The sequence below is a fragment of the Enterobacter sp. 50793107 genome, assembly GCF_001463365.1.
Taxonomy (GTDB): domain Bacteria; phylum Pseudomonadota; class Gammaproteobacteria; order Enterobacterales; family Enterobacteriaceae; genus Enterobacter; species Enterobacter cloacae.
Genome location: NZ_LNII01000158.1, coordinates 25,443 through 50,705, shown reverse-complemented (window position 1 = coordinate 50,705; position 25,263 = coordinate 25,443). Strand labels below are relative to the sequence as shown.

General features: G+C 52.6%; 21 protein-coding genes and 2 tRNA genes. 15 read left to right on the top strand and 8 right to left on the bottom strand.

The features are described from left to right. The first annotated feature begins 121 nt into the window (after nucleotides 1-121). Genes APU11_RS20205 through narI form a run of 4 tightly spaced genes read left to right on the top strand, consistent with a single transcriptional unit; the run spans nucleotide 122 to nucleotide 6,781 of the window. Nucleotides 122-3,865 (top strand): nitrate reductase subunit alpha, encoded by a 3,744-nt coding sequence (locus APU11_RS20205; protein WP_058650766.1) that lies wholly within the window; start codon nucleotides 122-124, stop codon nucleotides 3,863-3,865. Further along, the gene (gene narH / locus APU11_RS20200; protein ID WP_058650765.1) at nucleotides 3,862-5,397 is read left to right on the top strand and encodes a nitrate reductase subunit beta; all 1,536 of its coding nucleotides are present in this window, start codon (nucleotides 3,862-3,864) and stop codon (nucleotides 5,395-5,397) included. The genes APU11_RS20205 and narH overlap by 4 nt, the downstream gene beginning before the upstream one ends. After that, on the top strand, nucleotides 5,394-6,104 hold the full coding sequence (narJ, locus tag APU11_RS20195) for a nitrate reductase molybdenum cofactor assembly chaperone (protein ID WP_038419837.1): 711 nt from the start codon (nucleotides 5,394-5,396) through the stop codon (nucleotides 6,102-6,104). The genes narH and narJ overlap by 4 nt, the downstream gene beginning before the upstream one ends. Beyond that, on the top strand, nucleotides 6,104-6,781 hold the full coding sequence (gene narI, locus APU11_RS20190; protein ID WP_013096259.1) for a respiratory nitrate reductase subunit gamma: 678 nt from the start codon (nucleotides 6,104-6,106) through the stop codon (nucleotides 6,779-6,781). The genes narJ and narI overlap by 1 nt, the downstream gene beginning before the upstream one ends. On the opposite strand, the gene APU11_RS20185 is transcribed toward narI, so the two are convergent. After that, nucleotides 6,778-7,674, bottom strand: coding sequence for a DMT family transporter (locus APU11_RS20185; RefSeq protein ID WP_060578710.1), 897 nt, complete (start codon nucleotides 7,672-7,674; stop codon nucleotides 6,778-6,780). The two genes, narI and APU11_RS20185, sit on opposite strands and share 4 nt — an antisense overlap. 107 nt (nucleotides 7,675-7,781) lie before the next feature. Here APU11_RS20185 and APU11_RS20180 point away from each other — a divergent pair, with 107 nt between their 5' ends. Then, nucleotides 7,782-8,225 (top strand): Lrp/AsnC family transcriptional regulator, encoded by a 444-nt coding sequence (locus APU11_RS20180; protein ID WP_029740417.1) that lies wholly within the window; start codon nucleotides 7,782-7,784, stop codon nucleotides 8,223-8,225. An 84-nt stretch (nucleotides 8,226-8,309) separates the two neighbouring features. Here APU11_RS20180 and APU11_RS20175 read toward each other — a convergent pair. The 4 genes from APU11_RS20175 to APU11_RS20160 all read right to left on the bottom strand — a co-directional run bounded on the left by APU11_RS20175 (nucleotide 8,310) and on the right by APU11_RS20160 (nucleotide 10,020). After that, nucleotides 8,310-8,394 (bottom strand) — tRNA-Tyr (locus APU11_RS20175). Between the two features lie 35 nt (nucleotides 8,395-8,429). Beyond that, a tRNA-Tyr gene (locus APU11_RS20170) sits at nucleotides 8,430-8,514 on the bottom strand. Between the two features lie 156 nt (nucleotides 8,515-8,670). Further along, a complete protein-coding gene (gene purU, locus APU11_RS20165; RefSeq protein WP_013096262.1) occupies nucleotides 8,671-9,513 on the bottom strand; it encodes a formyltetrahydrofolate deformylase in 843 nt (280 codons plus the stop codon). A gap of 48 nt (nucleotides 9,514-9,561) precedes the next feature. Further along, nucleotides 9,562-10,020: a YchJ family protein gene (locus tag APU11_RS20160; protein ID WP_060578709.1), complete on the bottom strand. Its 459-nt coding sequence runs from the start codon at nucleotides 10,018-10,020 to the stop codon at nucleotides 9,562-9,564. 115 nt (nucleotides 10,021-10,135) lie between these two features. Between APU11_RS20160 and rssA the strand changes: the two genes are divergently transcribed. The 3 genes from rssA (at nucleotide 10,136) to galU (ending at nucleotide 13,252) form a co-directional block, all read left to right on the top strand. Then, on the top strand, nucleotides 10,136-11,038 hold the full coding sequence (rssA, locus tag APU11_RS20155; protein WP_047024087.1) for a patatin-like phospholipase RssA: 903 nt from the start codon (nucleotides 10,136-10,138) through the stop codon (nucleotides 11,036-11,038). A gap of 91 nt (nucleotides 11,039-11,129) precedes the next feature. Beyond that, complete coding sequence (gene rssB / locus APU11_RS20150) at nucleotides 11,130-12,143, top strand: two-component system response regulator RssB (protein ID WP_013096265.1); 1,014 nt, start codon at nucleotides 11,130-11,132, stop codon at nucleotides 12,141-12,143. A gap of 200 nt (nucleotides 12,144-12,343) precedes the next feature. Next, nucleotides 12,344-13,252 (top strand): UTP--glucose-1-phosphate uridylyltransferase GalU, encoded by a 909-nt coding sequence (gene galU, locus APU11_RS20145; protein WP_029883446.1) that lies wholly within the window; start codon nucleotides 12,344-12,346, stop codon nucleotides 13,250-13,252. 199 nt (nucleotides 13,253-13,451) lie between these two features. On the opposite strand, the gene hns is transcribed toward galU, so the two are convergent. Beyond that, the gene (gene hns / locus APU11_RS20140; protein WP_008502781.1) at nucleotides 13,452-13,865 is read right to left on the bottom strand and encodes a histone-like nucleoid-structuring protein H-NS; all 414 of its coding nucleotides are present in this window, start codon (nucleotides 13,863-13,865) and stop codon (nucleotides 13,452-13,454) included. Nucleotides 13,866-14,414: 549 nt separating this feature from the next. On the opposite strand from hns, the gene tdk reads away from it, so the two are divergent. Next, nucleotides 14,415-15,029 carry a thymidine kinase gene (tdk, locus tag APU11_RS20135; protein WP_013096267.1) on the top strand — a complete coding sequence of 205 codons (615 nt, stop codon included), beginning with the start codon at nucleotides 14,415-14,417 and terminating at the stop codon, nucleotides 15,027-15,029. Between the two features lie 74 nt (nucleotides 15,030-15,103). Here the strand turns inward: tdk and adhE are convergent, their stop codons facing one another. Both adhE and APU11_RS28630 read right to left on the bottom strand, forming a co-directional pair. Beyond that, nucleotides 15,104-17,782 (bottom strand): bifunctional acetaldehyde-CoA/alcohol dehydrogenase, encoded by a 2,679-nt coding sequence (gene adhE, locus APU11_RS20130; protein ID WP_013096268.1) that lies wholly within the window; start codon nucleotides 17,780-17,782, stop codon nucleotides 15,104-15,106. A 297-nt stretch (nucleotides 17,783-18,079) separates the two neighbouring features. Next, on the bottom strand, nucleotides 18,080-18,355 hold the full coding sequence (locus tag APU11_RS28630) for a hypothetical protein (protein WP_162185062.1): 276 nt from the start codon (nucleotides 18,353-18,355) through the stop codon (nucleotides 18,080-18,082). Here APU11_RS28630 and APU11_RS20125 point away from each other — a divergent pair. The 6 genes from APU11_RS20125 (at nucleotide 18,261) to oppF (ending at nucleotide 25,260) form a co-directional block, all read left to right on the top strand. Further along, complete coding sequence (locus tag APU11_RS20125) at nucleotides 18,261-18,908, top strand: YchE family NAAT transporter (protein ID WP_020690921.1); 648 nt, start codon at nucleotides 18,261-18,263, stop codon at nucleotides 18,906-18,908. The genes APU11_RS28630 and APU11_RS20125 overlap by 95 nt on opposite strands. 769 nt (nucleotides 18,909-19,677) lie before the next feature. Continuing rightward, the gene (oppA, locus tag APU11_RS20120) at nucleotides 19,678-21,309 is read left to right on the top strand and encodes an oligopeptide ABC transporter substrate-binding protein OppA (RefSeq protein WP_020690922.1); all 1,632 of its coding nucleotides are present in this window, start codon (nucleotides 19,678-19,680) and stop codon (nucleotides 21,307-21,309) included. Between the two features lie 83 nt (nucleotides 21,310-21,392). Then, a complete protein-coding gene (oppB, locus tag APU11_RS20115) occupies nucleotides 21,393-22,313 on the top strand; it encodes an oligopeptide ABC transporter permease OppB (protein WP_013096271.1) in 921 nt (306 codons plus the stop codon). 12 nt (nucleotides 22,314-22,325) lie between these two features. Continuing rightward, entirely contained in the window at nucleotides 22,326-23,234 is a 909-nt protein-coding gene (oppC, locus tag APU11_RS20110) for an oligopeptide ABC transporter permease OppC (protein WP_013096272.1), read from the top strand. An 11-nt stretch (nucleotides 23,235-23,245) separates the two neighbouring features. Beyond that, nucleotides 23,246-24,259, top strand: a complete 1,014-nt coding sequence (locus APU11_RS20105) for an ABC transporter ATP-binding protein (protein WP_013096273.1) — start codon at nucleotides 23,246-23,248, stop codon at nucleotides 24,257-24,259. After that, nucleotides 24,256-25,260, top strand: coding sequence for a murein tripeptide/oligopeptide ABC transporter ATP-binding protein OppF (gene oppF, locus APU11_RS20100; RefSeq protein ID WP_020690924.1), 1,005 nt, complete (start codon nucleotides 24,256-24,258; stop codon nucleotides 25,258-25,260). Before APU11_RS20105 ends, oppF begins: the two co-directional genes overlap by 4 nt. Nucleotides 25,261-25,263: the final 3 nt, after the last annotated feature.

Here is a 25,263-nt window from a genome sequence, read left to right as displayed (position 1 = left end):
ACTTCATAGTCCCCCTCCGTCTTGATCGTTATCAATTCTCCCTCTCTTACAGGACGTTACCTTCGCTGCAAATCAGCAATGTCGATTTAGAGAGCCACAGGCTCCACACAGGAGATACCCGATGAGCAAATTTTTGGACCGGTTTCGCTACTTCAAACAGAAGGGTGAAACTTTTGCCGATGGGCACGGCCAGGTTCTGGATACCAACCGGGACTGGGAAGACGGTTACCGCCAGCGCTGGCAGCATGACAAAGTCGTCCGTTCAACCCACGGTGTAAACTGCACGGGCTCGTGTAGCTGGAAGATTTTCGTTAAAAACGGTCTGGTGACCTGGGAAATGCAGCAGACCGACTATCCGCGCACCCGCCCGGATATGCCGAACCATGAACCACGTGGCTGCCCGCGTGGTGCCAGCTACTCCTGGTATCTCTACAGTGCGAACCGTCTTAAATATCCTCTGATGCGCAAGCGCCTGATGAAAATATGGCGTGAAGCCAAGGTGCAGCACAGCGATCCGGTAGAGGCGTGGGCATCCATCATCGAAGACGCCGACAAAGCGAAAAGCTTCAAGCAGGCGCGTGGCCGCGGTGGTTTTGTTCGCTCCTCCTGGAAAGAGGTGAATGAGCTGATTGCCGCCTCTAACGTCTATACCGTCAAAACTTACGGTCCTGACCGCGTGGCAGGCTTCTCGCCGATCCCGGCGATGTCGATGGTCTCTTACGCTTCTGGCGCGCGCTATCTTTCCCTGATTGGGGGAACCTGTCTGAGCTTCTACGACTGGTACTGCGACCTGCCACCAGCGTCTCCACAGACCTGGGGTGAACAGACCGATGTGCCGGAGTCCGCCGACTGGTATAACTCAAGCTACATTATCGCCTGGGGCTCAAACGTACCGCAGACCCGTACCCCGGATGCACACTTCTTTACTGAAGTGCGTTACAAAGGCACCAAAACCGTTGCGGTGACCCCGGACTACGCCGAAATTGCCAAGCTGTGTGACCTGTGGCTGGCGCCTAAACAGGGTACTGACTCCGCGATGGCGCTGGCGATGGGCCACGTCATGCTGCGTGAATTCCACCTCGATAAACCAAGCCAGTACTTCACCGATTACGTGCGTCGTTATACCGACATGCCAATGCTGGTGATGCTGGAAGAGCGTGACGGCTACTACGCAGCAGGCCGTACGCTGCGTGCGGCGGATCTGGTGGACGCGCTGGGCCAGGAAAACAACCCTGAGTGGAAAACCGTCGCGTATAACAGCAACGGTGAGCTGGTGGTGCCAAACGGTTCAATCGGCTTCCGCTGGGGTGAGAAGGGCAAATGGAACCTTGAACAACGTAACGGTACAACCGGCGAAGAGACCGAGCTGCGCCTGAGCATGCTGGGCAGCCAGGATGAGATCGCAGAAGTGGGCTTCCCGTACTTTGGCGGCGAAGGTTCTGAGCACTTCAACAAGGTCGAGCTACAGAACGTCCTGATGCACAAACTGCCGGTGAAACGCCTGCAGCTGGCAGACGGCTCTAGCGCCCTGGTGACCACCGTGTATGACCTGACGCTGGCCAACTACGGTCTGGAGCGCGGTCTGAACGATGAAAACTGCGCGACCAGCTATGACGATGTGAAGGCGTACACCCCAGCCTGGGCGGAGCAGATCACCGGCGTACCGCGTGCGCAGATCACCCGTATCGCCCGTGAGTTCGCAGAAAACGCTGACAAAACCCACGGTCGTTCAATGATTATCGTCGGTGCCGGTCTGAACCACTGGTATCACCTCGATATGAACTACCGTGGCCTGATCAACATGCTGATCTTCTGCGGCTGTGTCGGTCAGAGCGGTGGCGGCTGGGCGCACTACGTGGGCCAGGAAAAACTGCGTCCGCAGACTGGCTGGCAGCCGCTGGCGTTTGCCCTTGACTGGCAGCGTCCGGCGCGTCATATGAACAGCACTTCCTACTTCTATAACCACTCCAGCCAGTGGCGCTACGAGACGGTTACCGCGCAGGAACTGCTGTCGCCGATGGCAGATAAATCCCGCTACAGCGGTCATCTGATCGACTTTAACGTCCGCGCTGAACGCATGGGCTGGTTGCCGTCCGCGCCTCAACTGGGCACTAACCCGCTGCGTATTGCGGAAGAGGCGAAGCAGGCAGGGATGTCGCCGGTGGATTACACCGTTAAGTCTCTGAAAGACGGTTCAATTCGTTTTGCGGCCGAGCAGCCGGAAAACGGTAAAAACCATCCGCGTAACCTGTTCATCTGGCGTTCCAACCTGCTGGGCTCGTCCGGTAAAGGCCACGAGTACATGCTGAAATACCTGCTCGGTACCGAAAACGGTATCCAGGGTACAGATCTCGGCAAGCAGGGCGGCGTGAAGCCGGAAGAGGTGGAGTGGAAAGACAACGGTCTCGACGGCAAGCTGGATCTGGTGGTGACTCTCGACTTCCGTCTCTCCAGCACCTGCCTGTACTCCGATATCGTGCTGCCTACCGCTACCTGGTACGAAAAAGACGACATGAATACCTCGGATATGCATCCGTTTATTCATCCGCTGTCTGCGGCCGTTGACCCGGCGTGGGAATCAAAAAGCGACTGGGATATCTACAAAGACATCGCGAAGAAATTCTCTGAAGTCTGCGTAGGGCACCTGGGCAAAGAGACCGACGTGGTGACGCTGCCTATCCAGCACGACTCCGCCGCAGAACTGGCGCAGCCGCTGGACGTGAAGGACTGGAAAAAAGGCGAGTGCGACCTGATCCCGGGCGTAACGGCGCCGCACATTATTCCGGTGGAACGTGACTACCCGGCGACCTACGAGCGCTTTACCTCTATCGGCCCGCTGATGGAGAAAATCGGCAACGGCGGGAAAGGGATTGCCTGGAACACCCAGAGCGAAATGGATCTGCTGCGCAAGCTCAATTACACCAAAGCGGACGGCCCGGCCAAAGGCCAGCCAATGCTGAATACGGCGATTGATGCGGCAGAAATGATCCTGACCCTGGCACCGGAAACCAACGGCCAGGTTGCCGTGAAGGCCTGGAAAGCGCTGAGTGAATTCACCGGTCGCGACCACACGCATCTGGCGCTCAACAAAGAAGACGAAAAAATCCGCTTCCGCGATATTCAGGCGCAGCCGCGTAAAATTATCTCCAGCCCGACCTGGTCTGGCCTGGAAGATGAACATGTCTCTTATAACGCCGGGTATACCAACGTTCACGAGCTGATCCCATGGCGTACTCTGTCCGGTCGTCAGTCGCTGTATCAGGATCACCAGTGGATGCGTGACTTCGGTGAAAGCCTGCTGGTTTACCGTCCACCAATCGACACCCGCTCCGTGAAAGCGGTGATGGGCGCGAAATCGAACGGCAACCCGGAGAAGGCGCTCAACTTCCTGACGCCGCACCAGAAGTGGGGGATCCACTCAACTTATAGCGACAACCTGCTGATGCTGACCTTGTCCCGCGGTGGTCCGATTGTGTGGATGAGTGAAGCGGACGCCAAAGATCTGGGTATTGAAGATAACGACTGGATCGAAGTGTTCAACAGCAACGGCGCCCTGACGGCGCGTGCGGTGGTGAGCCAGCGTGTACCGGCCGGGATGACCATGATGTACCACGCGCAGGAACGTATCGTGAACCTGCCGGGTTCAGAGATCACCGAGCAGCGCGGCGGTATTCACAACTCCGTGACCCGTATTACGCCGAAGCCGACCCACATGATCGGTGGCTATGCACAGCTGGCCTACGGCTTTAACTACTACGGTACGGTAGGTTCTAACCGCGATGAGTTTGTGGTGGTACGTAAGATGAAAAATATTAACTGGTTAGATGGCGAAGGTAATGACCAGGTACAGGAGAGCGTAAAATGAAAATTCGTTCACAAGTCGGCATGGTGCTGAATCTGGATAAATGCATCGGCTGTCATACCTGCTCAGTCACCTGTAAGAACGTCTGGACCAGCCGTGAAGGGATGGAATACGCCTGGTTCAACAACGTGGAAAGCAAGCCGGGCACCGGCTTCCCGACCGACTGGGAAAACCAGGAGAAGTGGAAGGGCGGCTGGATCCGTAAAATCAACGGTAAGCTGCAGCCGCGCATGGGTAACCGTGCGATGCTGCTGGGTAAAATCTTCGCCAACCCGCATCTGCCGGGTATCGAAGATTATTACGAACCGTTTGACTACGACTACCAGAACCTGCATAACGCGCCGGAAAGTAAGCACCAGCCGATCGCCCGTCCTCGCTCCCTGATCACCGGTCAGCGCATGGACAAAATTACCAGCGGTCCAAACTGGGAAGAAATTCTGGGCGGCGAGTTCGAAAAGCGCGCCAAAGACCAGAACTTCGCGAACATGCAGAAGGCGATGTACGGCCAGTTTGAAAACACCTTCATGATGTACCTGCCGCGTCTGTGTGAGCACTGCCTCAACCCGGCGTGCGTGGCGACCTGCCCGAGCGGCGCCATCTACAAGCGTGAAGAAGACGGCATCGTGCTGATCGACCAGGACAAGTGCCGCGGCTGGCGTATGTGCATCACCGGCTGCCCGTACAAAAAAATCTACTTCAACTGGAAGAGCGGTAAGTCAGAGAAGTGTATCTTCTGCTACCCACGTATCGAAGCCGGTATGCCGACCGTCTGCTCTGAGAGCTGCGTAGGCCGTATTCGTTACCTCGGCGTGCTGCTGTATGACGCGGACGCGATTGAAAATGCCGCGAGCACCGAGAACGAGAAAGATCTGTACCAGCGTCAGTTGGACGTGTTCCTTGACCCGAACGATCCGAAAGTGATTGAGCAGGCGCTGAAAGACGGCATTCCGCAGAGCGTAATCGACGCGGCGCAGCAGTCTCCGGTATACAAAATGGCGATGGACTGGAAGCTGGCCCTGCCGCTGCACCCAGAATACCGCACGCTGCCGATGGTCTGGTACGTACCGCCTCTGTCGCCGATTCAGTCAGCCGCGGATGCAGGCGAGCTGGGCAGCAACGGCATTCTGCCGGACGTGGAGAGCCTGCGTATCCCGGTTCAGTACCTGGCAAACCTGCTGACCGCAGGCGATACCCAGCCGGTACTGCTGGCGCTGAAACGTATGCTGGCGATGCGCCACTTCAAACGTGCGGAAACCGTGGACGGCGTGACCGACACCCGTGCGCTGGAAGAGGTCGGCCTGACCGAAGCGCAGGCCCAGGAGATGTACCGCTACCTGGCCATTGCCAACTATGAAGATCGTTTCGTGGTACCAAGCAGCCACCGTGAACTGGCCCGCGAAGCCTTCCCGGAGAAAAACGGTTGTGGCTTTAGCTTTGGCGACGGTTGCCACGGGTCTGACAGCAAATTCAACCTTTTCAACAGCCGCCGCATCGACGCCATGGATGTGACCAGCAAAACGGAGCCGCACCCATGATTGAACTCGTGATTGTTTCGCGTCTGCTGGAGTACCCGGATGCTGCGCTGGCGCAGCATCAGCAGGAACTCTTTGATGCGCTCGCGTCCTCTGAAAACCTGGATAAAGAAGATGCCCAGACACTGGGCGTTTTCCTCCGCGACCTGTTAGCGCGCGATCTTCTCGATGCGCAGGCGGATTACAGCCAGCTGTTTGATCGCGGTCGCGCAACCTCGCTGCTGCTGTTTGAACACGTTCACGGGGAATCCCGCGATCGGGGGCAGGCGATGGTGGACCTGATGGCCCAGTACGAGCAGCACGGCCTGCAGCTCGATAGCCGCGAGCTGCCGGATCATCTTCCGCTGTACCTGGAGTATCTGGCGCAGTTGCCAAAAGAAGAAGCGCTGGGTGGTCTGCAGGACATCGCGCCGATTCTGGCGTTGCTCAGCGCCCGTCTTCAGCAGCGCGAGAGCCGCTATGCGGCGCTGTTCGGAGTGCTGGTGAAGCTGGCGAATGCCTCGGTCGACAGTGAAAAAGTGGCGGAGAAAATTGCGGACGAAGCCCGCGACGACACGCCGCAGGCGCTGGATGCAGTCTGGGAAGAAGAGCAGGTGAAATTCTTTGCTGACCAGAGCTGCGGCGAATCTGAAATTTCGGCTCACCAGCGTCGTTTTGCCGGCGCGGTTGCCCCGCAATATTTGAATATCTCTAACGGAGGACGGCACTAATGCACTTCCTGAATATGTTCTTCTTTGACATTTACCCGTATATCGCGGGCACCGTGTTCCTGGTGGGAAGCTGGCTGCGTTATGACTATGGCCAGTACACCTGGCGTGCTGCCTCCAGCCAGATGCTGGATCGTAAAGGGATGCACGTTGCGTCTAACCTGTTCCACATCGGTATTCTGGGGATTTTTGCCGGTCACTTCCTGGGAATGCTGACGCCACACTGGATGTATGAAGCGTGGCTGCCTATCGAAGTGAAGCAGAAGATGGCGATGATCGCCGGTGGCGCTTGCGGCGTGATGACCCTGGTGGGTGGTCTGCTGCTGCTGAAACGCCGTCTGTTCAGTCCGCGCGTGCGGGCTACCACTACCACGGCGGATATCCTGATCCTCTCTCTGCTGATGGTTCAGTGCGCACTGGGTCTGCTGACCATTCCATTCTCGGCGCAGCATATGGACGGTAGCGAAATGATGAAGCTGGTGGGATGGGCGCAGTCCGTAGTGACCTTCCACGGAGGCGCATCTGAACATCTGGATGGGGTGGCGTTTATCTTCCGCCTGCACCTGGTGTTGGGTATGACCCTGTTTGTGCTGTTCCCGTTCTCTCGTCTGGTGCACATCTGGAGCGCGCCGGTGGAGTACCTGACGCGCAAATACCAGATTGTGCGTGCCCGTCGCTAATTTGTCGTTTTGATACTAACCCCGCATTCGCGGGGTTTTTTTTCGCCCCAGCCCAGATTATTTCCTGCCGCAGCAAACAGGATCAGCGCGCCGCCCGCCAGTTGGGTAATATCCAGCGAATGCCCGAAGACCACGTTATCGACAACGATGGCTACTACCGGATAGATAAAGGACAGTGAACCGGTAATGGGCGTCGGAAGTTTTTGGATGGCGCTATACAGCAGCTGATACATGATACCGGTATGGACAATGCCCAGCGTCAGTAAAGTTGGCCACGGAAAATCAGCGGACAAAGCGGGCATACGGGCAAACGGCAGTAGCATTACCACGCCTGTCAGCACCTGAATAAACGCTATATGCTGTGGCGCGATGGATTTCAGTTTGCGGGCAATAATCGCCGTCAACGCATAGAAGAACGCCGCACCCAGTGCCAGACCGATCCCCGCGAGCCAGGCTGAGCCATGGGAACCGGACAGTTCGCCTGAGAGCAAAATTACCACCCCGCCGAAGGCAAGAAACAGCCAGCCCCATTTGACCAGACTGACGCGTTCGCCTAATAACATACCCATCATCACTAGCATAAAGGGCTGAGTGTTATAGACCACAGTGGAAAGGCCAATCGAAATACGTTCATAGGCAGCAAACAGCAGCAGCCAGTTCACCACTAATGCTACCCCGCCGAGAATAGCCAGCAGCAGAGAGGTACGGGTGAGGGGACTAAAGGGTTTTTGGCTCATCCGAATGAAAATGAACAGTGCGATTGCGCCGATCAGACAGCGCCAGAAAACCACGTCTGACACTGGCAGTCCGGAGAGTAAAACAAACGCGCCAATCGAGCCGGAAATTAACATCGCCAGGCTCATTTGCCAGACGCCTTTATGTAAGTCACGCATCATTCACCTCCTGGTTGATGACGCTATTGTCGAAAATTGCTGTCGGGTTTTACAGGGTTCAGATAAGGTTAAATACGCGAATGGCTTTTTAAAATTAGGTGAAAACGATGGAATACCTTCTCGATGATATCGATCGGCAAATTTTGGCTTGTCTGGTCGAGGATGCGCGTATGTCGCTGAAGGTGCTCAGCGGCCGTATCGGTCTGACTTCGCCCAGCACGGCAGAACGCCTGAAAAGGCTGGAAGAGCGTGGAGTGATTCAGGGTTACGGTGCCCGGGTCAATCTGGCGGCGTTAGGTTATACGCTGCAGGCGCTGGTGCGGGTTCGCCCGTTGCCTGGACTGTTACATAAAGTGGATAAATACATCCAGGCGATGCCGGAGTGCATTGAAAGCGACAAAGTGACCGGTGAAGACTGTTTTGTCATCCGGCTGGTGGTGCGGTCGATTGAACAACTGGATGTGTTGCTGGACGGGCTGGCGGAGCATGCCCAGTGTAATACGTCGATTGTGAAGAGCTCACCGGTGAAGCGACGCTTGCCGCCGATGTAGCCGTCTGTCGCCGGGTGGCGGCTACGCCTTACCCGGCCTACGAAAGTTTGCTCGGTTAGGTTTTATTATGATTTTTGGAATTAATGGTGGTGGGGGAAGGATTCGAACCTTCGAAGTCGATGACGGCAGATTTACAGTCTGCTCCCTTTGGCCGCTCGGGAACCCCACCAGGGGTAATTCTAATTTTGAGGTCGTGCTGAGAGATGGTGGTGGGGGAAGGATTCGAACCTTCGAAGTCGATGACGGCAGATTTACAGTCTGCTCCCTTTGGCCGCTCGGGAACCCCACCACGGGGTAATGCTTGTACTGGCCTGCTTCCTGCTGGAAGCGGGGCGCATCATATCAAATGACACGCCCCTGTAAAGCGTTACCACAAGAAAAATAAACTGGTTGCCTGATTTTTACCCGCAAAGCTGTAAAGCTAACCAATTCATTTCACTGTCGATTAAAGAATGATCGTTCTGTTACCGTAAACGAATACGCGCTGCGCCAGCACCTGATAGAGTGCGCGGCTCAGAACGTTCTTCTCAACATCGCGTCCGGCACGCATCATGTCTTCCGCCGTGTAGGTGTGATCCACATGAATCACGTCCTGCATGATGATTGGGCCTTCATCCAGATTGTCATTCACGTAATGCGCCGTTGCGCCGATGATCTTCACGCCGCGTTCATAGGCCTGGTGGTAGGGGCGTGCGCCAATAAAGGCGGGCAGGAAGGAGTGGTGAATGTTAATAATTTTGTTCGGGAAACGCGCCACGAAGGAGGGCGTCAGCACGCGCATGTATTTCGCCAGGACAACGTAGTCCGGGTTGTGCGCTTCAATAGCCTCTGCCATCAGGTTGTCGTGCTCTTCACGCGTATGGCCTTCATGGCTCACCAGCTCGAACGGAATATCAAAACGTTCTACCAGCGTACGCAGCGTCTCGTGGTTACCGATAACGGCGGCGATTTCGACATCCAGACCGCCGTAGTTAGCTTTCATCAGCAGATCGCCCAGGCAGTGGGCTTCTTTGGTCACCAGAATTACGATGCGACGACGGCCTGCTGGTGTCAACTCGCGTACGGAACCTTCCGGCAGCGCGCTGTCCAGATCGGCAAGCAGAGTGGTGTCGTTGAAAATACCTTCCAGTTCGGTACGCATGAAGAAACGACCGGTACGGTGGTCAACGAATTCGTTGTTCTGCACGATATTCAATTCATGTTTGTAACAGATGTTGGTAATTCGTGCGATCAGCCCTTTTTGATCGGGACAGATGGTGCGCAGAACTTTACGTTGTAGTGATTGCATCGCCGGGAAATCCTGTTTGAGTATTTGCGAAGTCTCGGTTGTCGGGCGTTACTGCCCGCAACACTTTTTAAATTTTTTACCAGAACCACAAGGGCAGGGATCGTTACGACCAAACTGCGGGCGCGTTCCGTCAATATAATACCATTGCCCGCTTTCCTTTAAGAACCGGGAACGTTCGATAATGGCACCCGGTTTATTGTGTTCAGTAAACCGGGCAACAAAGCTGACGTAACCTTCATTTTCGTGACTACCGGGTGCGGATTCATAAATGGTAAGACCGAGCCACTGGGTATTGGCGAAACCGGCTTCGATCTCTTGTTTGAAACTGGCGGCCTGGCATGAGGGGTGCCAGGTTTTAATCAGGTAGTCTGCGTCTTTGATCACAAAAGCGGTATACCGTGAACGCATAAGGTGTGATGGGTCTGGTGCAACCTGATCGCCAGAAAGATATCGCTGGCAACATAGGCTATACTCCAGAGCGCTACCACAGGGGCAGAGTTGAGACACGATTCTCTTCCTGGAACAAAAAATTAAGGGCGTAAAACGCTTCGGGTAGCACCATGTTAACTGAGCTGTTGCGTTGACGCTATGTCGGGAATCCAGGGGAAGTAAAACAGGGCTAATGAGAAAGGTTAAAATAGGACTGGCGCTGGGCTCAGGTGCAGCCCGCGGATGGTCACACATCGGCGTGATAAATGCCTTAAACCAGATGGGCGTCGATGTCGATATTGTTGCAGGATGTTCGATTGGATCGCTGGTAGGTTCCGCCTATGCGTGCGGCAAATTGCCCGAACTTGAAACGTGGGTGCGATCCTTCAGTTACTGGGACGTGCTGCGCCTGATGGACCTTTCGTGGCAGCGCGGCGGTTTGCTTCGCGGTGAACGCGTCTTCAACCAGTTCCGTCAGATTATGCCTCTTCAGGACTTCAGCGATTGTCAGCTGCCATTTGGCGCCGTGGCAACGAATCTCAGTACGGGACGTGAGCTGTGGCTGACCGAAGGGGATATCCACCTTGCCGTTCGCGCCTCCTGCAGTATGCCGGGCCTTATGGCTCCTGTCCCGCATAATGGGTACTGGCTTGTTGATGGCGGAGTCGTTAACCCCGTGCCAATCTCTTTGACGCGGGCAATGGGGGCTGACATCGTGATCGCGGTCGATTTGCAACACGACGCTCACCTGATGCAGCAAGACCTCATGCCGGTCAATTTGCAAAGCGAAGATGCGGAGGCGGAAAAACTGGCCTGGCATGAGCGCTTACGCGGGCGAATTGGTCGGATAGCCGCGCGCCGCTCGGTCGCTGCACCCACGGCAATGGAGATTATGACCACCTCAATCCAGGTGCTGGAAAACCGCCTGAAACGTAACCGTATGGCGGGCGACCCACCGGATATTCTGATTCAACCCTATTGTCCACAAATCTCTACCCTTGATTTCCATCGGGCTGAGGCCGCCATCGCAGCGGGCTCTTTAGCCGTCGAAAAGAAAATGGACGAATTATTGCCATTTGTGCGAACCGCACGTTGAGCACCTTTTTTTGACTACTTCAGCAAAATCTGACAGGCGATAGTGCCGATAGCATGCCACTATTTAGTAACTGTCAGCCAGGGGAGGAACCATGACGCAGCCATTGGCCGGAAAACACATTTTGATTGTTGAAGACGAGCCCGTTTTCCGATCGCTACTGGATTCGTGGTTATCCTCGCTGGGGGCAACCACTGCCCTGGCTGAAGATGGTGTTGATGCCCTGGAAAAAATGGTCAGTATCACGCCCGATCTGATGATCTGTGATATCGCAATGCCACGGATGAATGGCCTGAAGTTGGTTGAACATCTGCGTAATGAGGGCAACCAGACGCCCATACTGGTGATCTCCGCGACGGAAAATATGGCGGATATTGCCAAAGCATTGCGTCTGGGGGTGCAGGATATTCTGCTGAAACCAGTAAAAGATCTGAACCGTTTGCGTGAAACGGTATTGGCCTGCCTTTATCCGAATATGTTTAATTCCCGCGTCGAGGAAGAAGAGCGCCTTTTCCAGGACTGGGATGCTTTAGTCAGTAATCCGCCTGCCGCGGCCAAGCTATTGCAGGAACTTCAGCCGCCGGTACAACAGACCTTTTCACACTGTCGAATAAATTATCGCCAGCTTGTGGCCGCGGATCAGCCCGGTCTGGTGCTGGATATTGCGCCATTATCGGATTCCGATCTTGCGTTTTATTCCCTGGATGTTACCCGTGCAGGGGATAATGGTGTATTAGCAGCATTATTACTTCGTGCGCTATTTAACGGGCTGTTGCAGGAACAGTTATCGCATCAGGGGCAACGGCTTCCGGAGTTAGGCAGTTTACTTAAACAGGTTAACCAGCTTTTTCGCCAGGCCAATTTACCAGGACAATTTCCATTGCTGGTTGGCTATTACCATAGTGGATTGAAAAATCTTATCCTCGTTTCAGCGGGTCTGAACGCCTCTCTGAATACCGGGGAACATCATATTCAGGTTAGCAACGGTGTGCCGCTGGGTACATTGGGTACGGCTTATCTTAATCAAATTAGCCATCGCTGTTCTTCCTGGCAGTGCCAAATTTGGGGCGCCGGGGGGCGGTTGCGGTTAATGTTGTCCACGGAATAAGCAGTTGGATCTTAATTTTAAGATTGCCTTACCTGTGTTTTGTGGGGAGTGCTACTATCGCTGCCCGGATTCATGCGTATTTATCCTAATTGATAGGCAACGCGTTCTTTTCAGACCCGGACTGTGTGATGAGGCTGATATACTCAACGCGTTATTTAATGCATAAAAGTTCAAAACTTGAACAGCTCACGAGAATTTGAATGGCTGCCCTAAATTCGAAAGTCAGAAAGGCCGTCATCCCGGTAGCGGGATTGGGGACCAGGATGTTACCAGCAACTAAGGCAATTCCTAAAGAGATGTTGCCACTGGTTGATAAGCCATTAATTCAGTATGTCGTAAACGAATGTATCGCGGCCGGCATCACTGAAATTGTGCTGGTTACACATTCATCTAAAAACTCTATCGAAAACCATTTCGATACCAGTTTCGAACTCGAAGCCATGCTGGAAAAACGCGTTAAGCGTCAGCTGTTAGAAGAAGTTCAGTCTATTTGCCCTCCGCACGTTACCATTATGCAGGTGCGTCAGGGGCTGGCGAAAGGTCTGGGCCACGCGGTACTTTGTGCATATCCTGTTGTGGGTAATGAACCTGTTGCGGTCATTCTGCCAGACGTCATTCTGGACGAATATGAATCCGATCTCTCTCAGGATAACCTTGCTGAGATGATCAAGCGCTTTGACGAAACGGGTAGCAGCCAGATTATGGTTGAACCTGTTGAAGACGTGACGGCTTACGGTGTTGTTGACTGTAAAGGCGTTAATCTTGAACCCGGTGAAAGCGTGCCAATGGTAGGCGTCGTAGAGAAGCCTAAAGCCGACGTAGCGCCGTCTAATCTGGCGGTAGTAGGTCGCTATGTCCTGAGTGCTGAAATCTGGCCACTGCTGGCGAAAACGCCTCCAGGAGCAGGAGATGAGATCCAGCTGACCGATGCCATCGATATGCTGATCGAGAAAGAGACCGTTGAAGCCTACCATATGAAAGGTAAGAGCCACGACTGCGGTAATAAACTCGGTTATATGCAGGCATTCGTGGAATATGGCATCCGCCACAATTCACTGGGTGAAGAATTTAAAGCCTGGCTGAAAGAGAGCGTGGGTATTAAAAAATAACCCCGTCTGCAAATGATCAAGACCGGTGAGGCGATGCCCACCGGTTTTTTTATGCCCACAACTCAGGGTAACCACGCCGGTCTGTAAGGAACGTTAAATAGTACGATGTCCCAATATGACGGCATGTAAGGGAATGTTTGCAGGAATTGAGGATAAAAAAAATCCCGCATTAAGCGGGATTTTTCTGAATACGTTAGGATTAATCCTTGATCAGGAAGTCGTCCAGCTGTTTACCTTGCTCATCCATGGCTTTTTTGATAACAGCAGGCGTACGACCCTGGCCAGTCCAGGTTTTAGTTTCGCCGTTCTCGTCTACATAGCTATATTTAGCAGGACGAGCAGCGCGTTTTGCTTTAGTACCGGTCTTCGCTGCAGCCATGCTGTTCAGCAATTCATTTGGATCGATACCATCAGCAATCAGCATTTCACGATATTGCTGCAGTTTACGCGTACGCTCTTCGATTTCAGCAGCAGCAGCGCTTTCTTCTTCGCGACGTTCATTAACTACAACTTCTAATTTTTCCAGCATTTCTTCAAGCGTTTCCAGGGTGCATTCTCTTGCCTGCGCACGAAGAGTACGGATGTTGTTCAGAATTTTAAGTGCTTCGCTCATTGTAGTAATCTCAAACTTATAATGGGGGGGGGGGTGTTGTCCTAATAATAGAGCGATAAATTCAGTTGTGCAATAGGTGGGAATGTAAGGAATTCAAAAAATACGGAATAATGCGCGCTATTATTAATTACGCTAACTTAAATTTCATACCCACACAGGCTCGCTTGTTATCACGCTTACCTGCTTAACCCGTTCGGTTGCATCTTTTTTTTGTGACATTTACCGCAGGAATTATAGTTGCGGCGGATAAATATCAGCCTTTTGTATTAGTTTCTGCCAGCGTTGCCAGGGCAAAAATAGTTAATAAATAGTGAATTTTAATGAACGTGGATTCCAGTATAAAAAGAAGTGTTATGTTTAGTGGGTTCGCGACATATAGAGCATGCTGAATCCGTTTACCTCCTGTTTTATCGCATTATTTTCCTGTGCATCTCGTGGTTAACTGCGGCTTGAACCCCATACTCTGTGTGGTGTATCGCTGATGACCAGACAAAATATGGTACAATGAATCATTGGGAATATTACACATTGATTAGGGTTTGACGGCCAATGGCACAACTTTATTTCTACTATTCGGCAATGAATGCCGGAAAATCCACGGCGTTACTGCAATCCTCTTACAATTATCAGGAACGAGGGATGCGCACCGTTGTTTACACCGCTGAAATCGACGATCGCTTCGGTGCAGGTAAGGTGAGTTCAAGAATTGGTCTCTCGTCTCCGGCCAGACTGTTTAACCCACAAACGGACCTGTTGCAGGATATCCGTGCCGAGCATACTTCCCAGCCCATTCATTGCGTTCTGGTCGATGAAAGCCAGTTCCTGACGCGTGAACAGGTGCATGCGCTTTCAGAGGTCGTAGATGAACTTGATATTCCCGTTCTCTGCTACGGTTTGCGCACGGACTTTCGCGGGGAGCTATTTGCCGGTAGCCAGTATTTGCTTGCCTGGTCCGATAAACTGGTCGAACTGAAAACCATCTGTTTTTGCGGCCGTAAAGCCAGTATGGTGCTTCGTCTTGATCAGTCTGGTAAACCCTATGCAGACGGTGAGCAGGTGGTGATAGGGGGCAATGAACGCTATGTGTCGGTCTGTCGTAAGCATTATAAAGAGGCGTTGTCTGTGGGCTCCCTGACGGCGATTCAGCACGATAACCGGAAGTAGTTCCAAAGAACTCAAAGCCTGATCTTCAGACATAAAAAAACCCGCCAGAGGCGGGTTTTTTTAACAGCGGTCAATTAAGCGCTTTTCTTCGCTTTTTTGTCAGCTTTAATGACGGGTGCTTCTGTTTTCACAGCAGCAACGTCACCTTCTTTGAACTCACGTCCGTAGAATGTATCCAGCAGGATCTGTTTCAGCTCGGAGATCAGTGGGTAGCGCGGGTTCGCACCAGTACACTGGTCATCGAATGCATCTTCAGACAGCTTATCAACGTGTGCCAGGAAGTCAGCTTCCTGAACACCCGCTTCGCGGATAGATTTAGGAATGCCCAGTTCAGCCTTCAGGCTTTCCAGCCATGCCAGCAGTTTCTCGATCTTAGCAGCAGTACGGTCGCCCGGTGCGCTCAGACCCAGGTGGTCTGCGATTTCAGCGTAACGACGACGTGCTTGCGGACGGTCGTACTGGCTGAAAGCAGTCTGCTTGGTTGGGTTGTCATTCGCGTTATAACGGATAACGTTGCTGATCAACAGGGCGTTCGCCAGACCGTGAGGAATGTGGAACTGAGAACCCAGTTTGTGAGCCATGGAGTGGCAAACCCCGAGGAAGGCGTTAGCAAACGCGATACCGGCGATGGTTGCTGCACTGTGGACACGCTCACGGGCAACCGGGTTTTTAGACCCTTCGTTGTAAGACGCTGGCAGGTTTTCTTTCAGCAGTTTCAGCGCCTGCAGAGCCTGACCATCAGAGAACTCAGAAGCCAGTACGGAAACATAGGCTTCCAGGGCGTGAGTCACAGCGTCCAGACCACCGAATGCACACAGTGATTTCGGCATATCCATCACCAGGTTGGCATCAACGATAGCCATATCTGGGGTCAGCGCGTAGTCAGCCAGTGGGTATTTCTGACCCGTTGCGTCATCAGTGACCACTGCGAACGGCGTAACTTCAGAACCTGTACCGGAAGTGGTGGTAACGGCGATCATCTTCGCTTTTACGCCCATTTTCGGGAACTTGTAGATACGTTTACGGATGTCCATAAAGCGCAGCGCCAGTTCTTCGAAGTGGGTTTCTGGATGCTCGTACATTACCCACATGATTTTCGCGGCGTCCATTGGGGAACCACCACCCAGTGCGATAATCACATCTGGTTTGAAGGAGTTAGCCAGCTCCGCACCTTTACGCACAACGCTCAGGGTTGGGTCAGCTTCAACTTCAAAGAACACTTCAGTTTCTACGCCAGCGGCTTTAAGAACAGAGGTGATCTGGTCAGCGTAACCGTTGTTGAACAGGAAACGGTCAGTCACGATGAGCGCACGTTTGTGGCCATCAGTAATCACTTCATCCAGCGCGATTGGCAGAGAACCACGGCGGAAGTAGATAGATTTCGGAAGTTTGTGCCACAACATGTTTTCAGCTCGCTTAGCAACGGTTTTCTTGTTGATCAGGTGTTTTGGACCAACGTTTTCAGAGATGGAGTTACCACCCCAGGAACCACAACCCAGAGTCAGGGAAGGTGCGAGTTTGAAGTTGTACAGGTCGCCGATACCACCCTGAGAAGCCGGGGTGTTGATCAGGATACGTGCAGTTTTCATCATCTGACCAAAGTGAGCAACACGTTCTGGCTGGTTATCCTGGTCAGTGTACAGGCAAGAGGTGTGGCCGATACCACCCATCGCAACCAGTTTCTCTGCTTTCTCTACTGCGTCTTCGAAATCTTTGGCGCGGTACATCGCCAGAGTAGGGGACAGTTTTTCGTGAGCGAATGGTTCGCTTTCGTCGACAACTTTAACTTCACCAATCAGAATTTTGGTGGTTGCCGGAACAGTGAAGCCTGCCAGTTCAGCGATTTTATACGCTGGCTGACCCACGATAGCCGCGTTCAGCGCGCCATTTTTCAGAATGATATCCTGAACAGCTTTCAGCTCTTTGCCCTGCAGCAGGTAGCCGCCGTGGCTGGCGAAACGTTCGCGAACAGCATCATAAACGGAATCAACAACAACAACAGACTGTTCAGAAGCACAGATAACACCGTTGTCGAAGGTTTTGGACATCAACACGGACGCAACAGCACGTTTGATATCGGCTGTTTCATCAATAACCACTGGGGTATTACCCGCGCCTACGCCGATAGCAGGTTTACCGGAACTGTATGCCGCTTTAACCATGCCAGGACCACCGGTCGCCAGGATCAGGTTAATGTCCGGGTGGTGCATCAGCGCGTTAGAAAGCTCAACGGACGGTTGGTCGATCCAGCCGATCAGATCTTTAGGTGCACCGGCAGCAATCGCAGCCTGCAGAACGATGTCAGCGGCTTTGTTGGTCGCATCTTTTGCACGTGGGTGCGGGGAGAAGATGATTGCGTTACGGGTCTTCAGGCTGATCAGAGATTTGAAGATAGCGGTAGACGTTGGGTTGGTGGTTGGAACGATACCGCAAATAATGCCGATAGGTTCTGCAATGGTGATAGTACCGAAAGTGTCGTCTTCAGACAGCACGCCACAGGTTTTCTCATCTTTATAGGCGTTGTAGATATACTCTGAAGCGAAGTGGTTTTTGATCACTTTATCTTCAACGATACCCATGCCGGATTCGGCAACGGCCATTTTAGCGAGAGGGATTCGAGCATCTGCAGCAGCCAGAGCGGCCGCGCGGAAGATTTTATCAACCTGTTCTTGGGTGAAATTGGCATATTCACGCTGGGCTTTTTTAACGCGCTCGACGAGGGCGTTCAGTTCAGCGATATTAGTAACAGCCATAATGCTCTCCTGATAATGTTTAAACTCTTTTAGTAAACCAGCGCTCGATACGTCAGACAGTATAGACAGAGCCAATACGACTTGCGTAACACACAGTAAAACAATGGGTTACTTCCTGCACCAGCACACTAATTTACTAAAAGAGCCTTACCTTAGCATCATCCTTTTTTGGCAGGTCATCTCCCTGGGGGCGTAATCAAGATTACTCACTTCTGAGTACGAAAATCATGATCTGCGTCAATTTTCCCCCAAGCTGATACCTTTCAGCAGGGTTATTTCTTTGAGATTATTCCAGTGTTAAATAATTAAGTAACTATTGGAAGTGGCGCTATCATTGCTTATACAAATATTTAACATCATGAATTGATAACGTTTTGGCACAGATTTCTGGTGAAGTATGCTGATAAAAAGCGTATCTTCAGCGCGATTTTCACTGACAGTTGTCAGCCCCGGGGCATACGCATAAGCGGAGCAAAATGTGATCTTATCGCTCTTTGATTTTCCAACATATTTTAAGTTTTTTATTGGTTTGTTTGCATTGGTCAACCCGGTGGGGATCATTCCTGTCTTCATTAGTATGACCAGTTACCAGACGGCGGCGGCCAGAAACAAAACCAATCTTACCGCTAACCTGTCAGTGGCGATTATTCTCCTGACCTCCCTTTACCTTGGGGATGCCATTCTTCAGGTGTTCGGTATCTCGATTGATTCTTTCCGTATTGCGGGTGGGATCCTGGTGGTCACCATCGCTATGTCGATGATCAGCGGTAAGCTGGGGGAAGACAAACAGAACAAGCAGGAAAAATCAGAAACCGCCATTCGCGAGAGCATTGGTGTAGTGCCGCTGGCGTTACCGCTGATGGCCGGTCCCGGCGCTATTAGCTCGACGATTGTCTGGGGTACGCGCTACCACAACTGGATGCATCTGATTGGCTTTTCTGTCGCCATTGCCATTTTTGCGCTTTGTTGTTGGGGCGTTTTCCGCATGGCACCCTGGCTGGTGCGTCTGCTTGGGCAGACAGGCATCAACGTCATTACCCGTATTATGGGGTTGCTATTGATGGCCCTGGGCATCGAATTCATTGTGACCGGCATCAAAAGCATTTTCCCTGGCTTATTGCACTGACATTTCATACGAAAGAACGGAGCCAACGGCTCCGTTTTTTTACGTGAATATCAGCAAATCATATAAATAAAGTTGAAATGCTTACCTGCCATAATAAATTCTACTAATAATGTTCAATTCTTATATTTCAACAAGTTATTAATCCCACCGTTTCCCGCCTGCACAGAAAACCTGCGATCATTCTGTTATTTTACTCACACGATACTCTGGGGCTTGCTGAGTGATAACCGAAATGATATTAGTAAATTCAACGTTCCCTTAGAGGAATGTGCTAAATAATAATCAGTTGTTAAATTTTTGTACAAAATGACGTGATGGTAGCGCAGCGACGCGCTCAGAGAGATTGATTTTTCTATCGCTTTGAATGAGAAGGTTTTTCTTGTCCTTTCGTGTCAGGCAGGGCTGCCCTCAACGATTTAGTACACTTCGTAAAAGAGAATTGCTTAACAAATTTGCAAAATGTATTGGCGTGCGTTTACGCCTTTTGATACTTTCCGGCCTAATATTTTGCAGCATAAAACAAGAAGATGAGAATTATTTTCATATAGTCATCTTCGCGAATATCCAACACATGTCTCAGACAGGGGAGACGTGTAAAGAATCGACGCAAGACGGCCATACGAGCGGTCAGTAATAAAGAAGTCGGTGATAGCAAGAAGTAAAAAGAACCTGACAGCAGCAAAAAAAAACTCCTGCGCTGTACAGGCCCCAACAGGGGATTACACAGCTGGCGAAGGCCAGTAATTATAATGAGTGGAGTACCAACACAATGTCCATCATCACAAAAAAAAATCTGGTAGCGGCGGGGATTTTAACTGCGCTAATCGCGGGCAACGCTGCAATGGCTGCGGACGTGCCTGCGGGGGTACAGCTGGCTGAGAAGCAGACGCTGGTACGTAACAACGGGGCGGAAGTTCAGTCTCTTGATCCGCACAAAATTGAGGGCGTGCCAGAGTCAAACGTCAACCGCGACCTGTTTGAAGGGCTGCTGGTCACTGACGTAGAAGGCCACCCGGCGCCGGGTGTCGCCGAAAAGTGGGAAAATAAAGATTTTAAAGTCTGGACCTTCCATCTGCGCAAAGATGCTAAATGGTCCGACGGTACACCGGTTACCGCCGAAGATTTCGTTTACAGCTGGCAGCGCCTGGCGAATCCAAACACCGCCTCTCCGTATGCGAGCTATCTGCAATATGGCCATATCGCCAATATCGATGACATCATCGCCGGTAAAAAACCGGTCACCGATCTGGGTGTAAAAGCGATTGATGCCAACACGTTTGAAGTGACGTTGAGCGAACCTGTTCCGTACTTCTATAAGCTGCTGGTTCACCCGTCTGTCTCCCCGGTACCGAAATCCGCAGTGGAAAAATTCGGTGAAAAATGGACCCAGCCTGCCAATATTGTGACCAACGGTGCTTATAAACTGAAAGACTGGGTGGTCAACGAACGTATGGTTCTGGAGCGTAACCCGCAATACTGGGATAACGCCAAAACCGTGATTAACCAGGTGACCTACCTGCCAATCTCTTCTGAAGTGACTGACGTGAACCGCTACCGCAGCGGTGAAATCGACATGACCTATAACAACATGCCGATTGAACTGTTCCAGAAACTGAAGAAAGAGATCCCGAAAGAAGTTCATGTCGATCCATACCTGTGTACTTATTACTACGAAATTAACAACCAGAAAGCACCGTTCACCGACGTACGTGTCCGTACGGCGCTGAAGCTGGCACTGGATCGCGATATCATCGTGAACAAAGTGAAAAACCAGGGCGATCTGCCAGCCTACAGCTACACTCCTCCGTACACCGACGGCATGAAACTGGTTGAGCCTGAGTGGTTCAAGTGGTCACAGGAAAAACGTAACGAAGAAGCGAAAAAACTGCTGGCCGAAGCAGGATACACCGCAGATAAACCGCTGACGTTTAATCTGTTGTACAACACGTCCGATCTGCATAAAAAACTGGCGATTGCCGTTGCCTCTATCTGGAAGAAAAACCTGGGCGCGAACGTTAAGCTGGAAAACCAGGAGTGGAAAACCTTCCTGGATACCCGTCATCAGGGCACCTTTGACGTGGCCCGTGCAGGCTGGTGTGCGGACTATAATGAACCGACATCTTTCCTGAATACCATGCTCAGCGACAGCTCGAACAACACGGCGCACTATAAGAGCCCGGCATTCGATAAGCTTATCGCTGAAACGCTGCAGGTTACTGACGATGCAAAACGCGCAGACCTGTACGCCAAAGCAGAACAACAGCTCGATAAAGACTCGGCAATTGTACCGGTTTACTACTACGTGAACGCCCGCCTGGTGAAACCATGGGTTGGCGGCTATACCGGTAAAGACCCGTTGGATAATATTTCTGTTAAGAATCTTTATATTATCAAGCATTAATGGCAATACGTGGGGCGGGCCTGGCTTGCCCCACTGTGTCTACTTTGTAACATTCATCAGGCACACGCCAGAAGGTACGGGCAATGTTGAAATTTATCCTGCGTCGCTGTTTAGAAGCGATACCAACGTTATTTATTCTAATTACAATTTCCTTCTTTATGATGCGTCTCGCGCCGGGAAGTCCATTCACGGGTGAACGTACGCTGCCACCTGAAGTGATGGCGAATATCGAAGCGAAATATCATTTAAACGATCCTATCTCCACGCAATACTTCAACTATCTGAAGCAACTGGCGCATGGCGATTTCGGGCCGTCATTCAAATATAAAGACTATTCCGTTAACGACCTGGTGGCGTCCAGCTTCCCGGTATCGGCAAAACTGGGTGCTGCGGCATTTTTGTTGGCCGTGGTTCTCGGGGTCACCGCAGGCGTTATCGCCGCGCTTAAACAAAATACCAAATGGGATTATACGGTAATGGGGGTCGCAATGACCGGGGTGGTTATCCCCAGCTTCGTTGTCGCGCCGTTACTGGTGATGATATTTGCCATCACGCTGAAATGGCTGCCCGGCGGCGGCTGGAACGGCGGGGCACTGAAATTCATGATTTTACCGATGGTGGCGCTTTCTCTGGCTTACATCGCCAGTATCGCGCGTATCACCCGTGGTTCGATGATTGAAGTGTTACATTCAAACTTCATCCGTACCGCGCGCGCGAAAGGGTTGCCGATGCGCCGGATTATCTTCCGCCATGCGCTCAAGCCGGCTCTTTTACCTGTGCTCTCGTACATGGGACCGGCGTTCGTCGGTATTATTACCGGTTCAATGGTTATTGAAACCATCTACGGTCTGCCGGGTATTGGCCAGCTGTTTGTTAACGGTGCCCTCAACCGCGACTATTCTCTGGTGCTGAGCCTGACGATCCTCGTGGGTGCGTTGACCATTCTCTTTAACGCTGTTGTCGATGTGCTGTATGCCGTTATCGACCCGAAAATCCGTTACTAACTGGAGCACGCCATGATGTTGAGTAAGAAAAACAGCGAGGCGCTGGAAAACTTCAGTGAAAAACTGGAAGTCGAAGGTCGTAGCCTCTGGCAGGACGCCCGCCGTCGCTTTATGCATAACCGCGCAGCGGTCGCCAGTCTGGTTGTTCTGGTGCTGATCGCGCTGTTTGTGACCCTGGCGCCGATGCTGTCGCAATTCACCTATTTCGATACGGACTGGGGCATGATGTCCAGCGCGCCGGATATGGAGTCCGGTCACTACTTTGGTACGGACTCGTCCGGCCGTGACCTGCTGGTCCGCGTTGCCATTGGGGGCCGTATTTCATTGATGGTGGGGATTGCAGCGGCGCTGGTTGCCGTGATCGTCGGTACGCTCTACGGCTCGCTCTCCGGCTATCTCGGCGGGAAAGTGGACTCGGTCATGATGCGTCTGCTGGAGATTTTAAACTCCTTCCCGTTCATGTTCTTCGTGATCCTGCTGGTAACCTTCTTCGGCCAGAACATCCTGTTGATCTTCGTGGCCATCGGCATGGTCTCCTGGCTGGATATGGCGCGTATCGTACGTGGCCAGACGCTGAGCCTTAAACGCAAAGAGTTTATCGAAGCGGCGCAGGTGGGGGGGGTATCGACAGGGAATATCGTTGTCCGCCACATTGTTCCTAACGTGCTGGGCGTGGTGGTGGTGTATGCCTCACTGCTGGTACCAAGCATGATCCTGTTTGAATCTTTCCTGAGCTTCCTGGGGCTGGGCACGCAAGAGCCGCTGAGCAGCTGGGGCGCGCTGTTGAGCGATGGCGCAAATTCAATGGAAGTTTCACCGTGGCTGCTGTTATACCCGGCGGGTTTCCTGGTCGTGACCCTGTTCTGTTTCAACTTTATCGGCGATGGCCTGCGTGATGCCCTCGACCCGAAAGACCGTTAAGGAGCGCCGTCATGACAATTATTGAAACGGCAACTGCGCCACAGGCGCAACAGCGGAGTGACCTTCTGCTGGATGTAAACGATCTCCGCGTCACCTTTAAGACGCCGGACGGTGATGTCACCGCCGTAAACGATCTCAACTTCAACCTGCGCGCAGGTGAAACGCTGGGTATCGTGGGCGAATCCGGCTCCGGGAAATCTCAGACGGCGTTCGCGCTGATGGGGCTGCTGGCCGCAAACGGTGTAATTGGCGGATCCGCCAAATTCAACGGACGTGAGATCCTCAACCTGCCTGAACACGAGCTGAACAAGCTGCGTGCTGAGCAGATTTCAATGATTTTCCAGGATCCGATGACCTCGTTGAACCCGTACATGCGCGTCGGTGAGCAACTGATGGAAGTCCTGATGCTGCACAAAGGGTTGAGCAAAGCCGAAGCCTTTGAAGAGTCCGTTAAAATGCTCGATGCGGTAAAAATGCCAGAGGCGCGTAAGCGCATGCGCATGTTCCCGCATGAGTTCTCTGGCGGTATGCGTCAGCGTGTGATGATTGCCATGGCGCTGCTGTGTCGTCCAAAACTGCTGATTGCCGATGAACCGACCACCGCGCTGGATGTGACCGTCCAGGCGCAAATCATGACCCTGCTGAACGAGCTTAAGCGTGAGTTCAACACGGCGATTATCATGATCACCCACGATTTGGGCGTGGTTGCCGGTATCTGTGACAAAGTGCTGGTGATGTATGCTGGTCGTACGATGGAATATGGCAAAGCGCGCGATGTTTTCTATCAGCCTGCGCATCCGTACTCGATCGGCCTGTTGAATGCGGTGCCACGTCTTGATGCGGAAGGGGAATCCCTGTTGACCATTCCGGGCAACCCGCCAAACCTGCTGCGCCTGCCGAAAGGCTGCCCGTTCCAGCCGCGTTGCCCGCACGCGATGGAGATTTGTAACAGCGCTCCGCCGCTGGAAGAGTTTGCACCAGGCCGTCTGCGCGCCTGCTTTAAGCCGCAGGAGGAGCTGGTATGAACGCATTAGATGAAAAAAGAAATGTGCTGCTCGAAATTGCCGATCTTAAAGTGCATTTCGACATCAAAGACGGTAAACAGTGGTTCTGGCAGCCGCCCAAGACCCTGAAAGCTGTGGATGGCGTAACGCTTCGTCTGTATGAAGGGGAAACGCTGGGCGTGGTGGGTGAGTCCGGCTGCGGTAAATCGACCTTTGCGCGTGCCATTATCGGTCTGGTGAAAGCGACCGGTGGTAAAGTGGCATGGCTGGGTAAAGATCTGCTGGGGATGAAGCCCGAAGAGTGGCGCGACGTACGCAGCGATATCCAGATGATATTCCAGGATCCGCTGGCGTCCTTAAACCCGCGTATGACCATTGGTGAAATCATTGCCGAGCCGCTGCGGACCTATCATCCGAAGATGCCACGTCAGGAAGTACGCGATCGTGTTAAGGCGATGATGATGAAAGTGGGGCTGCTGCCAAACCTCATCAACCGCTATCCGCACGAATTCTCCGGCGGCCAGTGTCAGCGTATCGGTATTGCCCGCGCGTTAATCCTTGAGCCGAAGCTGATCATCTGCGATGAGCCTGTCTCCGCGCTGGACGTGTCGATTCAGGCGCAGGTGGTTAACCTGCTGCAGAAGCTGCAGCGTGAGATGGGGCTGTCGCTGATCTTCATTGCGCACGACCTGGCGGTGGTGAAGCACATTTCTGACCGCGTACTGGTTATGTACCTGGGCCATGCCGTGGAGCTGGGCACCTATGATGAGGTGTACCACAATCCACTGCACCCCTACACCAAAGCGCTGATGTCCGCGGTGCCAATTCCCGATCCCGATCTGGAAAAAAATAAAACCATCCAGCTGCTGGAAGGCGAATTGCCGTCGCCGATTAATCCGCCATCAGGCTGCGTGTTCCGTACGCGATGCCCACTGGCCGGGCCGGAGTGTGCGAAAACACGACCGGTTCTGGAAGGCAGTTTCCGACATGCGGTTTCCTGCCTGAAAGTAGACCCGTTATAATCG